Raw genomic sequence first — 13,734 nt, 5'->3', positions numbered from 1 at the left:
CATGGCACAAATCTATCTTATCGAAGCGGTCACCCAGGCACTGGCCTACGAGATGGCCCACGACGACAGCGTCATGGTTCTGGGCGAAGACGTCGGCCTCAACGGCGGTGTGTTCCGCGCCACCCAGGGGCTGCAGGAAAAGTTCGGCGAGCTGCGCGTGCTCGACACGCCGCTGGACGAAACCACCATCGCCGGCGTCACCGTCGGCCTCGCCGTGCAGGGCATGAAGCCGGTGGCCGAGGCGCAGTTCGAAGGCTTCATCTATCCGATGATGGAGCAGATCGCCTGCCACGCCGCACGCATGCGCAACCGCACCCGCGGCCGGCTGACCGTGCCGGCGGTGTTCCGCGCGCCGTGGGGCGGCGGCATCCGCGCGCCGGAACATCATTCGGAAGCGAACGAGCACCTGTTCACCAACATCGCCGGCCTGCGCGTGGTGATGCCGTCCTCGCCGGCGCGTGCCTACGGCCTGCTGCTGGCCGCGATCCGCGATCCCGATCCGGTGATGTTCTTCGAACCGAAGCGGATCTACCGCCAGTACAAGGAAGAGGTACCGGACGACGGCGAGGCGCTGCCGCTGGACGTGTGCTTCGTGCTGCGCGACGGCACCGACGTGACCCTGGTGAGCTGGGGCGCGCAGGTGAAGGAAGCGCTCGAGGCCGCCGACGAACTGGCCACCCAGGGCATCAGCGCCGAGGTGATCGACGTCGCCACGCTGACCCCGCTGGACTTCGACACCATCGCCGAATCGGTGCAGAAGACCGGCCGCTGCGTGATCGTGCACGAAGCCCCGAAGACCGCCGGCTTCGGCGCCGAGATCGCCGCGCGGCTGGCCGAGGAGTGCATGTACGACCTGCTCGCGCCGGTCGAGCGCGTCACCGGTTTCGACACGCACATCCCGCTGTTCCGCCTGGAAATGAAATACATGCCGAGCGTGGAACGCGTCGTCGACGCGGCGAAGCGTACGCTGGCCGCCAGCTGATCATTCAACGGACCCGACCCCATGGCTGATATCAAGACGTTCTACCTCCCCGACCTCGGCGAAGGCCTGCCCGACGCCACCGTGGTCGAATGGCATGTGAAAGTGGGCGACAGCATCAAGCTCGATGCTCCGCTGTGCTCGATGGAAACCGCCAAGGCGGTCGTCGACGTGCCCTCGCCCTACACCGGCAAGGTGACCAAGCTGCATGGCGCGCCCGGCGACATCATCGAGACCGGCGCCGCGCTGGCCGAATTCGAACCGGATCCGAACGCCAAGCAGCGCGCGGAATCCGAATCCACCGGCCACCATCACGGCCCGAAGAAGACCGAGGCCGCACCGGCACCGGCACCCGCACCCGCGCCTGCCCCGGCAGCGGCCGGTGGCGATCGCGAAGACGAAGGCACCGTGGTCGGCGCGATGGTCAGCGGCAGCCACGTGCACGTCGAACAGGCCGCCAGCATCGGCGGCGTGAAGGCGGTGCCGGCCGTGCGCGCACTGGCGAAAAAGCTCAAGGTCGACCTCGCCCGCGTGCGCCCCAGTGGGGCCGACGGCGTGGTGACGATGAAGGACGTCAAGGACGCCGCGGCGAACGGCTCGGCCGCGCTCGGCGCCACGCCCGCGCGCGCCGTCCCGGCGTCTGCCGGTCGCCACCTGGCGCCCGAGCTGCCGCAGGGCGAACCGTCCCGCACGACCACCTCGCTGGCCGGCAAGCCGGTGCGCACCGCGCCACCGTCGCAGAGCGCCAGCGGCCAGCCCGAGCAACTCAAGGGCGTGCGTCGCAACATGGCCCGCGTGATGGCCGACGCGCACGCGCAAGTGGTACCCACCACCCTGGTCGACGACGCCGACCTGCATGCCTGGATCGGCAAGCAGGACATCACCGGCCGCCTGATCCGCGCGATCGTTTTCGCCTGCAAGACGGTGCCGGCGCTGAACGCCTGGTTCGACGGCAAGAACCTGACCCGCACGCTGCACCCGCACGTGGACATCGGCATCGCGGTGGATACCGACGACGGCCTGTTCGTGCCGGCCCTGCGCAATGCCGACATGCTCGACGGCGCCGGTATCCGCGGCGCGATCAAGCGCCTGCGCAGCCAGGTCGAGGACCGCAGCATTCCCGCCTCGGAGCTGTCCGGCTACACCATCAGCCTGTCCAACTTCGGCATGTTCGCCGGTCGCTACGCCACCCCGGTGGTGGTGCCGCCGACCGTGGCGATCATCGGCGCCGGCAAGCTCAGCCACGACGTGGTCGCGGTGATCGGCGGCATCGAAGTGCACCGTCGCATGCCGCTGTCGCTGACCTTCGACCACCGCGCGGCCACCGGCGGCGAGGCGGCCCGATTCCTCAAGGCGATGCTGGACGATTTGTCGTTGCCGAACTGAAGCAAGTTCCGCCGTACGAAAAAAAAAAGGCGCCTGAGGGCGTCTTTTTTTTGGGGGAGTATTCGCCCCCCACGCCAGATGATCCGACAGTGTCGTTGGTCATATGGCCGCTCAAACGCATCGTGGATATCGTAGCGGCCGCTGTTCCTGCAGCGGGCCCGCGCGCTGAGCATCTCAAAGGCCTTCTATCGACGTTGATTGGCATAGAGATAGCAAAGTGGCCTACACGAATTCCACGGACTGGCAGACGCCTGCATCTGTTTCGGCGTCCGACGATGAGCAATGCGAACTGGTACTGAGGGGCGATACGCTGGCCCGCGCCGGGCAGCTCGACGCGGCCGAGGCGATCTTGCGCCAGGCTCTGATGCGGAAGCCGCACGACGCGACCGCCACAGCCCACCTGGCGCGAATTCTGCTCGGACTCGGTCGTACCGATGATGCCTCGCGTCTGGTGGACGATTTCCTGTGTTCGACCGTGCTGTCGGCACCGCCTGAACTCCTGCTGCTGCGGGCCCAGATCCTGCTCGCCCTGCGCGCCTGGTCAGAGGCGATCGTGGCGTTTCGTTACGCCATCGACGCGGCGCCCGACAACGGCATCGCAGAACTCGGCCTTGCCGTGGCCCTGGGCGAGTCCGGCCAGATCGAGACCACCGCGACGGCGGCCCGCCGGGCGATCGCCAAGGGCGCGGACAGTCCGGGCGCTCGCTATGTTCTTGGTCGCGCCTTGCTGGCCGCCAACCGCCCTGATGAGGCCGAGGCCCAGCTTCGTCAGGTACTGACGCTGCAGCCCGATCACGTGGCTGCGCACTGCAGCCTGACCGAATTGATCTGGATGCGCAGCGGCAACGTCGATGCGGCCATGGAAAGACTCGACGACGCCTTGCGCGATGAGCCGAACTTGTTCGAACTGCGCATCATGAAGGCCAGACTTCTGGAATCGTCTGGCGATCGCCTGGGCGCGCTTGCCGCGCTGGAGGCTGGACTGACGCACCCGGCGGGCTCCCTCGCCTTGCGCCTCGCTGCCACGAAAACCGCGGTCCACATCGACCCCGCACGCGCCATGCTGCATGCCCGGCACGCCCTGCAGCTTGGCCCCGGAAATGCCGCCGCGGTTGGCGCCTATGCCGACACCCTGCTGGCCATGGGCCGAGCAAGGGAGCTCGCCACGGTCGCTGCCCGCCTGCACGAATTCAACCCCGACGACAGTCATGCCATCGCCTTGCTGCTGTGCGCCTGGCGCATGCTGGATGACCCGCGCCATCGCGAGCTCGGCGACTACTCCCGCGTTGTCCGGACGTCGCTCATCGACACGCCGGTCGGCTGGTCGGATCTGGCCAGCTACCTGGGCGATCTGGCACGCAGCCTGCACCAGCTGCATTCAATGCGTGAGCACCCGATCGATCAGACGCTGCGGTTCGGCACGCAGGTCGAACTGCATCCGGAGCAATCAGGGGATCGTGCGATCCAGGCATTTCCCGAAGCCATCGCCGGCCCGATCCGTCGCTATCTGGAAGCGCTGGGCGGAGGCACGGACTTGCTGCGTCGACGCCATACCGGTGCTTGCAGGCTCAACGGCATCTGGTCGGTGCGGCTGCGGCCCAATGGTCACCATCTCAATCATTTCCATGGCAAGGGCTGGATCTCGTCCGCCTGCTATATCGAGCTGCCCGAAACCATGGGCGAGCAAGCCGGCCAGGGCTGGCTGAAGTTCGGCGAGCCGGCGATGCCCACCACCCCTGCACTGCCAGCGGAATACTTCATCCGACCCGAACCGGGTTTGCTGGCGCTGTTCCCGTCATGGATGTGGCATGGCACGGTTCCGTTTTACGGATCACCCCTGGATCGTCGCCTGACGATGGCATTCGATTTGCTGCCGGCATGATCCGCCAACCACGGGATCAGTAATCGCGCACGTCCAGCAGCATGAAGCAGCGCATGCTGTAGTCGCGCCCGGTCTGCGGCCACGCGACCGAAGCCAGCGCCAGGGTTCCCGCCGTCCACGGCTCGTTGTCGAACAAGGCCTCGCTGCGCGAATCGCCCGCGGCGGAATGACTGTGCACCAGCCGCAACCAGTGCAGCTCGGGGGTCAGCGCCTCGCGCTTCACCGCCGCCTCGATCGCCACCAGGGCTTCGCCCGGCACCCTCACGGCATCGCTGTTCGCGCCGCGCACGCTGAACGGGCCGATGAACACGTCCCAGCTGCGTACACCGATGTCCCATGCGGCAATCTGCATCTTGCGGTCGTCGGTGACGTACCAGCAGGCGGCCAGCAGGACATGAAATGCATTCTGCTCGAATGCCTTCAGCGCATCGCGGCACCCCGCTTCGCCCCCGCCGGCACCGGCGAAGCTCTCCTCGATGCGGCGCTCCTCGCCCAGCACCACGTCGACATCGAGACGACCCGGCTCGCCGGCACTGCCTTCATGCCACTCGGCGCGGATGGCCGGAAAATCGTCATCGGTGACCAGCCAGCCGTCCTCGTCCGCCTCCAGCTCGACATCGTGTCGCTCGAACAGCTGCAGCAGGTATTTCTGTAGCGTCGCACTATCCATGGTCATCCTCGGTGGTCGGTACCGACCGGCGGCGGCAACTCGCGCCAGGTCAGGAATACGCGCAGGTCGAACTCCAGTTGATGGTAGTCCGGCAGCATGTACCGGCACAGCTGGTAGAACGGCTTGTTGTGTTCGATTTCCTTCAGGTGCGCCAGCTCGTGCACCACGATCATCTGCAGGAATTCCGGCGGGGCGGCCTTGAACACGGCGGCCACGCGAATTTCCTTCTTCGCCTTGAGTTTGCCGCCCTGCACGCGCGAGATCGCGGTATGCAGGCCCAGCGCGCGTTGCACCACGTCGAGCTTGCTGTCGTACAGCACCTTGTCGATGCCCGGCGCGTTCCTGAGGTGTTGCTGCTTCAACGCCATGGTGTAGGCATACAGCGCCTTGTCGCTCTGCACCTCGTGGCGCAGCGGGTAACGCGTGGCGAGATGCTCGCCCAGGCGTTCCTGCGCTATCAGCTCGCGCACCTTGTCCTGCAAGGTGGCGGGGTAGGCCTGGAGGTACTTGAGCGGGAGCATGCGGCGTATTCTCGCATTGCAGCGGTTCATGCGCTTCGATTTCCAGCGGAGGTGCCCCATGCATCACAGCCGACTCAGTACCATCGTCATCGACTGCGACGTCGACGATCTCGACGCAGCCACGCTGTTCTGGAGTCAGGCCCTGGGCAAACCGGTCGCCAGCGCCGACCAGGACGGCGACGGCCGCTACGCCGAATTGCGCACGGCCGCGGACGAGCCGATCATCCTGCTGCAGAAGGTGGAACATGCCAGCCGCGTGCACCTGGACATCGAGACCGACGACCTGGAGGCGGAAACGGCGCGACTGGAGCAGCTCGGCGCCCAGCGCGTCGCGCTGGTGCGCGGACGCTGGTGGGTGATGCAGGCACCCAGCGGCCATCGCTTCTGCGTGATACAGCCGCAGCGGGAGACGTTCGGGCCGCACCTCAACCGCTGGGACTGAACGTCGCCGGCGCCGCCTGTTCGCGGGGCGAGCGGCTCAGCCCAACCACCAACCCAGCCAGGTCGCCGCCAGCACCACGGCCAGGCCGAGCACCACCGAGCGGGCGTAGCGGCGACCCCCGCTCACGCCGGCCAGCACCGCCTTCGACAGCGTATTGGCGCTGAGCGCGATCAGGATCGGCACCGCGGTAGCCGCCGTGTCGATCGTTCCTGTCGCTGCCAGCGAGGCGACCGAGATGGCCGGCGCATGCGTATCGGCCAGGCCCGCGATGCCTGCCGCCATGTCCAGCCCACGCTCGCCGAGCTTCGCGCGCATCGCGGCGGACACCAGTTGTACCGTGGCGATCGTCAACCCCAGCAGCAGCGAGTTCCTGACGCTGAAGGCGACACGGCCCTCGATCGGATCGGGCGAACTGCGCTGCAGGCTTTTCCATGTCCACAGTGCACCGTACAACGCCGCGCCGGTGCCACCGCAGATCAGCGGAACGGCGAGCACGCGCAGCGTCCCCAGGTGCGTCACCGCGAGTACGGCGGCCATCTGCACGAATGTGGCCACGGTCGACAATACCGCCGCAGCGGTCGCCGAGCCGGTCTGTTCGGGTTGGCTGCGTGCCCGCGTGCCCATCACGCCGACAGTCGCCAGGCTGGAAACGAAGCCGGACAGCAGCCCCGCCAGAGGCAAGCCGATGCGGCTGCCCACGATCCGCAGCAGCGCATGCGCGGCCGCTCCGATCGACATGATCAGGATCACGATCAGCCACAACGAGCGGGGGTTGATCGCGTCGAACGGTCCGACGGCCCGGTCGGGCAACAGCGGCAGCACCATCAGCGTGGCGGCCGCCAATACCAGCAGGTTGTCCAACTCCGCCTTGGTCAGCACCCCGCGCACGAAATGGTGGATCGACTCGCGCGCAGCCAGCAGCACCGTGACCGCGACAGCCAGGGCCGCCGCCATCGGCGGCTCGCGCATGGCGATCGCCCCCAGCAACAGGCAAAGCAACAGACTGATCTCGGTGGTGAGGCCACGGTCACCGGCGGTGTCGCGTGCGTAGGCAATCGCCAGAAAAGTCGTCACCGCCGCCATCGCCATCGCCAACTGCAGCATCCCGAAACTGATGCTCGCCGCACCCAGCAGCGCCACCACGGCGAACGTGCGGATGCCAGCCACGCCTGGCCCACCATCCGAGCCCTTGCGCCGCTCGCGCTCGGCACCGATCAGCAGGCCGATGCCCAGCGCGGTTGCGTAGCCGGTCCAGGCGATTGCCAGCGCGTTCATGGCCGCCCGCTCCAAGCAGGAATCCAGGGAAGCCGCCCGTCCCGCGCACCCTGGGGGACTCCGACGCAGTCACTTTGGCCACGACCCCGCCGGTCACGGCCACGCATGCCTGGACACCCGCTCGAACCATGGGCCACCATGGCACTTCTCCGGAATCGGTTCGGGCCGCCTGTGCCGCACAACCCGATGCTTGAGGCTCAGTCAGCCAGAGCCTGCACCGCATTTTTCAATCATGCCGCAGCGGCGACAGGAAGTCGCGCGGGCCACGAACCGGGCTATCGGCCGGACGGATGGGCGGGCCGCTCGCGGGGATCGACCGTCACCGACGCCTGCACGTGAGGCCATCTGTCACCATCGGAGGCGTTCGAATCACGCGTTCAAGGGAGCCTGGAGACGACCGAACTCAACGCAGTCTTCCCCAGCACCAATGACGCAGCAGCATCGCCAGCAGCAGGACCGCAGTGAACGCTCCGTAGCCGTAAAGAGCAGGTAACACCTGTTGCCAGATCGCGCCACTGGCCCGACCGAACTGACCGATCACCGGCAGCTCGGCCCGGTCGAAGGCAAACAGCGCGCCCTGTACCGCGGCACTCGCCGCCAGCACCAACGCCACCACATCGAAGAGGCGCCGTCCGGACGTCCGCGGCATGTTCTTCGGATAGGCCCAATAGGCCCAGCACAGGATCAGCAGCCACGGGGCAAGCAGCAGGATGGCCAGGTAACGCATCGTTCCAATCACTCCGTCGGTTTTCGCCGCCGCGCATCAATCCTGCGCGGCCAGCTGGTCGAGCGCCTCGCGCAATTGCTCCAGCGCCTCGTCGCGGGACGTCTCGTCGGGGTAGTCCGGCGTGCTGGCAACCGGCTGGCCGTCCAGCTCCAGGAACATGCCCGAGGGCTGCAGCTGCAGCGCGGCGCCGGCAGCGCCCAGGCTCCTGATCCGTTTCTGCAGCAGGCCGGCCGCCTTGGGATCGGTGAACGGAATCGACAGCAGCAGTTGCTCGCCTTCGGCCGAGAGCAGCCGGAAACGAAAGCTGCCATCGGCATCGCGGAAGCTGGCAAAGCGTGGCGCCTTGCCAAGCTTCGATGCCGGCTTCGGCTGGCTGGCAGGCACCGTCGCCGCGGCAGCCGAGCGCAACCCCAGGGCATCGCGCAACGCGGCGATCTTCGGCGTGGCGACCGCCCGCGCCTTCAGCGCCCCCTGCTGCAGGATGAGCTCGATTCCGGCCGGGTCGGCCATCAGCGCCTCGTAGTGCTCGCGCATCGGCGCCACATCGGACTCGATGCGCTCGTACAGCGCCTGCTTGGCATCGCCCCAACCCATGCCATCCAGCAGAGCCTGGCGGAACGCTGCCGTCTCGAGCTCGCTGGCAAATGCACGGAAGATGGTGAACAGTGCACAGCTGTCCGGATCCTTCGGCTCCCCCGGCAGCCGCGAGTCGGTGACGATGCGCATGATCGCCTCGCGCAACTGCTTGCTGCCGCCGGCAAACAGCGGGATCGTGTTGTCGTAGCTCTTCGACATCTTGCGACCGTCGAGACCCGGCAGGGTGGCCACCTGTTCCTCGATCAGGGCCTCGGGCAACACGAAGAATTCGCGGCCGTGGATATGGTTGAAGCGCTGGGCCAGGTCGCGCGCCATCTCGATGTGCTGGATCTGGTCGCGCCCCACCGGCACCTTGTGCGCGTCGAACGCCAGGATGTCCGCGGCCATCAGCACCGGGTACATGTACAGGCCCGCGGTGATGCCGGCATCGGCGTCCTCGCCCGCCTCGGTATTCCGGTCCACCGCCGCCTTGTAGGCATGCGCGCGATTGAGCATGCCCTTGGCGGCGATGCAGGTGAGAAACCAGGTCAGCTCGGGGATTTCCGGAATATCCGACTGCCGGTAAAACGTGACCCGCGCCGGATCGAGGCCGGCGGCCAGCCAGCTCGCGGCAATCTCCAGCCGCGAACGCTCGATCCGCGCGGCATCGCCGCTCTTGATCAACGCGTGATAGTCGGCCATGAAAAAGAACGCATCGACGTCGTTGCGTCGGCTGGCCTCGATCGCCGGGCGGATGGCGCCCACATAGTTGCCGAGATGCGGCGTACCGGTCGTGGTGATGCCGGTCAGTACACGGGTCTGCATGATCTTCGCTTGTGCTGTCGTCGGGCCGGGTTAGCGGCGGATCAGGGTGGACTTGCCGAACAGCGACTCGACCAGGTCCACCGCCAGCTTGGCGGTCTGATTGCGCTTGTCGAAGGCCGGATTCAATTCGACGATATCCAGCGAGGCCATGTGCCCGGTATCGGCGATCATCTCCATGCACAGCTGCGCCTCGCGGTAGGTCGGCCCCCCGCGCACCGTGGTACCCACGCCCGGCGCAATGCTGGGATCGAGAAAATCGACATCGAAGCTCACATGCAGGTGAGTGTTCTCGTCGATCCCGGCCAGGGCCTGCTCCATCACCCGCTTCATGCCTTCTTCGTCGATGTGGCGCATGTCGTAGATGCCCACGTTCGCCTCGCGCACGAGCTGCTTCTCGCCGTAATCGACCGAACGGATGCCGATCTGCCGGAACACGTCCGGCGTGGTCGCCGGCGCACTGCCACCGAGCTCGGTGAGCACCTGCGGACCGTAGCCGCACAGACATGCCACCGGCATGCCATGGATGTTTCCGGACGGGGTTGCCTGTGCCGTATTGAAATCGGAGTGGGCATCCAGCCACAGCACCCGAAGCTGCTTTCCGGTCTCGCGGCAATGGCGGGCCACGGCCGTGATCGATCCGATCGCCAGGCAATGGTCTCCACCGAGCATGATCGGCAGGTGGCCCGCCGAAAGCTCCTGATGAAAGGCCGTATAGACGGCCATATTCCAGGCGACGACCTCGTCCAGGTGGCGATAGCCATCGGTCGGCGGCTGCCACGGATTGATCGGTCCGTGCAGGTTGCCTCGATCGACCACCTGCAAACCGCGCCGCTCAAGCCTGAGGGCCAGGTTGGCCACCCGCAGCGCCTCCGGCCCCATCGAGGCACCACGATGCCCGGCGCCGATATCGGTCGGCACGCCTATCAATGAAATGGTCTGCTTGCTCATGACTTGGTTACCTGCAGTGGCATCGGGGCAGGCGCAGGCCAGGGCCTTTGCGCGCCGTCGATGTCGGCGCGGCGCCCGGTGGCCAACGGCGATGTGCCGCAGCTCCCGAGCGAATCGCCATTTTCGCGTGGGAAAAGACATTCACGACATGCGCTGTCGTGATCGATGAAGTTTACCGGAATGGCAGCGACCGCGCCGGCATGCGGCAACGCAAGCAACGCCATGCCGTGCGCAGCCATCGATCGCACACACGATGGCTTCGATGCCGCGTGGGGCAGCAGCTCGAAACATGCGTTTCCAGCCATCGTCGAAAAGGCGCCGTGCAAGCGTTGTGGCGACTGACGAAGTGATCGGGCTGCTTGCCTCTGGCGACGGCGTGGCGGCATCTTCCGGCATGCCACCGCAATGTGCCCGCGGCTCACACGGGAGCCGCACGCATGCCGGGAAATCGCCGACGCCGGCACGACCCACACATCAGGTGTCCGCGTCTTCGGGATGTCGACGATCCAGCCGATGGCAGCGATCCGCCATCGGCTGGACGATTATCCGGGCTCCACCTGACGCGCGCGCGCCAGCTCATCTTCCCGGCGTGATCGCGCACCCGCGCACCACGAGACCAGGTTGCCCTCGTCGGGCGACTCGGTGTCGGACTTTGCATCCCCTGTGACCTTGCCAATCAGCGTCCCTGCAAACAGCGCAAATCCGCGCCAGACGGCGGGGTGCGCAAAAAGCGTTTGCATGTCAATCACTCCCGGCTGCCCCTGTGCAACCGTCGACTGATGCTAGCAAGGTTTCACACCGCGTGCACACTGCATCCACGGCAGCCCGTGCCGGATTTGCCCGCGACCGCGGCGGGATGCCCCGATCCACATCCCGCAGCCCGCCAGATGCGACACGCCGGGTTGGCGATCTGACTGATACGGCGCACCCATTCCTCTGGAACCCTCCCCGCGAAGCGGAGGATCGTCCCGCTCAGGCCGCGGTGGCCTGCCGGGTTACGTCCGAGCCCGCGTACTGCACCAGTGAAATGGTGAATTCGGAACAGACCATCTCGACACCGACCGCATGACCCGAGTTCTCATGTTCTTCCCGGGCCAGTCCGCGGCTCAGCCGAATGGCATGGGCGAAACGAAGCTTGTCGTACAGGACCGCCGACCCGCTGCAGATGCACCACAAGCCGTGGTTGCTCTCCTTGATCGTCAAAACAATGCGCATCGCCGCAGCCTCCGACAGGGAAATCGCCCGGACCGCTCCATCACGCCATGGGATGGCGGGACGGGTGAGTCCGGAATCGATCCAGTCTGCTGATCGCAGCCCCGCGCGTATGTCGGCGCCTGCCTACGGCGCCTGTCCGAAGCGGCCGCCACGGGGAGCCCGGGCGCGCCAGAACCTGTCCCTGCACTCGCCTCATGCCACGTGGCACAGGCTTTGCCGCTCCGGATGCGGCACCCGGCCGTACTCCGCCAGAATGACCGGCTCCGAATACTCTCCGCGATCGGCATCCGCGCACTGGGCATACACCAGCACGCCATCGCGCTGTCCGGCCAGCATCTCGCCGCGCACCCGCGCCAGTTGCTCCATGCCGTGAAGAATCGGTTTGTCGGTGACGAGTCGCCCATCCATCTCGAAGAAGCCTTGCACCACGTAGATCTTTCCCATGATTTGTCTTCTCCGTTTCGAAGGGATCGAGCGTGCACCGGCGGAAGTGCAAGAACCGCGATGGCCGTGTCAAATCGCCGTGGAGCGTTCAGCCAGGACGCAGCCGTTCCGCACACCGGCTGCCGGGCGTTACACCGCCATCCATAAGGCAGGCGGGGTAAGGCACGGCAGGGGAACTTCGGGAGGGGCTACTCCGTTTTCACGGACAGCAGACCAGAGAACCGGGGGATGACGAATCACCACCGGCAGACGACTCCGCCAGGAAGTCGTGGCTTTCAGTACGTGTCCGGCACCGCATCAGGTGACCAGCGCCTGAGCTGCGCGTGCGCTTCCTGGATCTGCAGCGCGGCAATCAGCTCGTCTGCTTCGGCGCGGCTGGCGAACTTGATCACAGCCTCGCCGGCATCGGCGTCATACACGGTGAATCCATCGGGTGCGGGGTGAACTTCGAGCATGGCCGGCACTCTCGCGAGGGAGGGGGTACCTCGATTCGTCTGCTCCATCCGGGCTGCGTTCGATGTCAGGTTACGCCTGACAGGCAGTCAGATCGGGCCGGACTGGCGGGGCGGCTTCATCCTACGAGGTGCAGCCTGAACGTTGCATCAGCGAGAGGCGTGGCGTGTGTAGGGGTTTGCTGGCGCAATGATCCCGGCCATTGCCGGAGTGTTGCCTGCTCGCGGGGATAAGCCGCACCGATCGACCGGATTCCGTCGCATCGTGCTGGCGTGTGCCGGGGCTCCTGGCAGAACGTCATTCTGTAGTGGCCGACGATGGGCGCGTCATCCCGAGACTGATGTCGGAGCGCCTGAATCTTCCGACACACGCGGTCAATCATCAGGTGAGCGCGCCTGATCGCTGGGGACTGCTGCGCCACTCGCGTAACGCCACGTGAAATCGACGGTGCGGGCTCGGCGCCATAGACCTGGCATATGCCGACCGCCGGTGGATCACCAGACCAGCGGAGGATTTGGGAAATTGAAGCATGCGTTTCCCCAGCAACCTAAAGAAAAAGGCCTGCATTGCTGCAAGCCTTTGATTTCTGGTGCCGGCACCAGGAGTCGAACCCGGGACCTACTGATTACAAATCAGTTGCTCTACCAACTGAGCTATGCCGGCGAGGCGGTGGATTCTAGCAGGCCAGCCGCCGTGCGTGCTCAAAAGCAGCTGGCGCTGTGGGAGCCGACGCCGCTGGCGTTGACGAGGCTGCGCCAGTCGAAGCGGGCGCTGTCGGCGACCACCAGATCCAGCCAGTATTCCGGCACGCTTTCGCTGCGTTCGATCATGCGGGCGGGAAAGCCGGCGGCGACGACCTCGTCGCGCCGCTTGCGCGCATTCGCCGGATCCTTGAACAGGCCCAGCGAAATGGTGTTCGACTGATCGCCTGAACTGACCACGAAATAGTCGTCGATATGGCGTTCGTCGAGCTGCCTGGCCTGCTCCAATGCCTGGGCCCGACTGCCGGCGGCCGGCAGATACACCCACCAGCCACTGGTCTGGCTGGCCTGCTCCTGGCGCGAACGCATGCGCGCGACCTGCGCGGTGAGGGCCTGGCGGGCATTGCGCAAGTCCTGCGGCGTGGCGAACGGCCCCAGGGTGAGACAGCTGTAGCTGACGCCGGGCTGCGAACCGTCCTTTGCCGGACTCGCCGGCACGCTCGACGCCGCGGCGACCGAGCTGGATTCCGGCAACTCCGACAGCAGGCGCAGTTCCGCCACGCCCGGATCGCTGGGACTGCCACCGTGCGCATACGGCTGGCCCAGCAGCAGCCAGGCACCCACCGCGATATTGAGCGCACTCAACAGGACGAACAGCAATCGCAGAAACATCGAACCCCCAACAACCAG

General features: G+C 66.3%; 15 protein-coding genes and 1 tRNA gene. 4 read left to right on the top strand and 12 right to left on the bottom strand.

Annotated features, from left to right (window positions below):
- The first annotated feature begins 1 nt into the window (after nucleotide 1).
- The 3 genes from ACFPPA_RS14310 (at nucleotide 2) to ACFPPA_RS14300 (ending at nucleotide 4,247) form a co-directional block, all read left to right on the top strand.
- Nucleotides 2-982 carry an alpha-ketoacid dehydrogenase subunit beta gene (locus ACFPPA_RS14310; protein WP_377321068.1) on the top strand — a complete coding sequence of 327 codons (981 nt, stop codon included), beginning with the start codon at nucleotides 2-4 and terminating at the stop codon, nucleotides 980-982.
- A gap of 21 nt (nucleotides 983-1,003) precedes the next feature.
- Nucleotides 1,004-2,365 carry a dihydrolipoamide acetyltransferase family protein gene (locus ACFPPA_RS14305; protein WP_377321066.1) on the top strand — a complete coding sequence of 454 codons (1,362 nt, stop codon included), beginning with the start codon at nucleotides 1,004-1,006 and terminating at the stop codon, nucleotides 2,363-2,365.
- A 217-nt stretch (nucleotides 2,366-2,582) separates the two neighbouring features.
- The gene (locus tag ACFPPA_RS14300) at nucleotides 2,583-4,247 is read left to right on the top strand and encodes a tetratricopeptide repeat protein (protein ID WP_377321064.1); all 1,665 of its coding nucleotides are present in this window, start codon (nucleotides 2,583-2,585) and stop codon (nucleotides 4,245-4,247) included.
- A 16-nt stretch (nucleotides 4,248-4,263) separates the two neighbouring features.
- Here the strand turns inward: ACFPPA_RS14300 and ACFPPA_RS14295 are convergent, their stop codons facing one another.
- Together ACFPPA_RS14295 and ACFPPA_RS14290 are read right to left on the bottom strand one after the other, a co-directional pair.
- On the bottom strand, nucleotides 4,264-4,917 hold the full coding sequence (locus tag ACFPPA_RS14295; RefSeq protein WP_377321062.1) for a DUF6348 family protein: 654 nt from the start codon (nucleotides 4,915-4,917) through the stop codon (nucleotides 4,264-4,266).
- A 2-nt stretch (nucleotides 4,918-4,919) separates the two neighbouring features.
- Nucleotides 4,920-5,438, bottom strand: a complete 519-nt coding sequence (locus tag ACFPPA_RS14290; protein WP_377321060.1) for a M48 metallopeptidase family protein — start codon at nucleotides 5,436-5,438, stop codon at nucleotides 4,920-4,922.
- 58 nt (nucleotides 5,439-5,496) lie between these two features.
- On the opposite strand from ACFPPA_RS14290, the gene ACFPPA_RS14285 reads away from it, so the two are divergent.
- Nucleotides 5,497-5,880, top strand: coding sequence for a VOC family protein (locus tag ACFPPA_RS14285; protein ID WP_377321058.1), 384 nt, complete (start codon nucleotides 5,497-5,499; stop codon nucleotides 5,878-5,880).
- Nucleotides 5,881-5,916: 36 nt separating this feature from the next.
- On the opposite strand, the gene ACFPPA_RS14280 is transcribed toward ACFPPA_RS14285, so the two are convergent.
- The 10 genes from ACFPPA_RS14280 to ACFPPA_RS14235 all read right to left on the bottom strand — a co-directional run bounded on the left by ACFPPA_RS14280 (nucleotide 5,917) and on the right by ACFPPA_RS14235 (nucleotide 13,716).
- The gene (locus tag ACFPPA_RS14280) at nucleotides 5,917-7,155 is read right to left on the bottom strand and encodes an MgtC/SapB family protein (protein ID WP_377321056.1); all 1,239 of its coding nucleotides are present in this window, start codon (nucleotides 7,153-7,155) and stop codon (nucleotides 5,917-5,919) included.
- A gap of 403 nt (nucleotides 7,156-7,558) precedes the next feature.
- Nucleotides 7,559-7,882, bottom strand: coding sequence for a hypothetical protein (locus tag ACFPPA_RS14275; protein WP_377321054.1), 324 nt, complete (start codon nucleotides 7,880-7,882; stop codon nucleotides 7,559-7,561).
- A gap of 36 nt (nucleotides 7,883-7,918) precedes the next feature.
- Nucleotides 7,919-9,283 (bottom strand): tryptophan--tRNA ligase, encoded by a 1,365-nt coding sequence (locus ACFPPA_RS14270; RefSeq protein ID WP_377321052.1) that lies wholly within the window; start codon nucleotides 9,281-9,283, stop codon nucleotides 7,919-7,921.
- A 30-nt stretch (nucleotides 9,284-9,313) separates the two neighbouring features.
- Nucleotides 9,314-10,231, bottom strand: coding sequence for an arginase (gene rocF, locus ACFPPA_RS14265; RefSeq protein ID WP_377321050.1), 918 nt, complete (start codon nucleotides 10,229-10,231; stop codon nucleotides 9,314-9,316).
- A 542-nt stretch (nucleotides 10,232-10,773) separates the two neighbouring features.
- The gene (locus ACFPPA_RS14260; RefSeq protein WP_377321048.1) at nucleotides 10,774-10,971 is read right to left on the bottom strand and encodes a hypothetical protein; all 198 of its coding nucleotides are present in this window, start codon (nucleotides 10,969-10,971) and stop codon (nucleotides 10,774-10,776) included.
- A 232-nt stretch (nucleotides 10,972-11,203) separates the two neighbouring features.
- On the bottom strand, nucleotides 11,204-11,446 hold the full coding sequence (locus ACFPPA_RS14255) for a hypothetical protein (RefSeq protein WP_377321046.1): 243 nt from the start codon (nucleotides 11,444-11,446) through the stop codon (nucleotides 11,204-11,206).
- A 192-nt stretch (nucleotides 11,447-11,638) separates the two neighbouring features.
- Nucleotides 11,639-11,890 (bottom strand): hypothetical protein, encoded by a 252-nt coding sequence (locus ACFPPA_RS14250; RefSeq protein ID WP_377321044.1) that lies wholly within the window; start codon nucleotides 11,888-11,890, stop codon nucleotides 11,639-11,641.
- 275 nt (nucleotides 11,891-12,165) lie between these two features.
- Entirely contained in the window at nucleotides 12,166-12,309 is a 144-nt protein-coding gene (locus ACFPPA_RS14245; protein ID WP_377321042.1) for a hypothetical protein, read from the bottom strand.
- A 621-nt stretch (nucleotides 12,310-12,930) separates the two neighbouring features.
- Nucleotides 12,931-13,006 (bottom strand) — tRNA-Thr (locus ACFPPA_RS14240).
- Between the two features lie 38 nt (nucleotides 13,007-13,044).
- Nucleotides 13,045-13,716, bottom strand: coding sequence for an SPOR domain-containing protein (locus ACFPPA_RS14235; RefSeq protein ID WP_377321040.1), 672 nt, complete (start codon nucleotides 13,714-13,716; stop codon nucleotides 13,045-13,047).
- Nucleotides 13,717-13,734: the final 18 nt, after the last annotated feature.

This window comes from Rhodanobacter ginsengisoli, from assembly GCF_042657065.1.
In the GTDB taxonomy this organism is placed as follows: Bacteria; Pseudomonadota; Gammaproteobacteria; order Xanthomonadales; family Rhodanobacteraceae; genus Rhodanobacter; species Rhodanobacter ginsengisoli.
The sequence above is the reverse complement of the archived record's forward strand: the minus strand, read 5'-3'. Positions and strand labels throughout refer to the sequence as shown.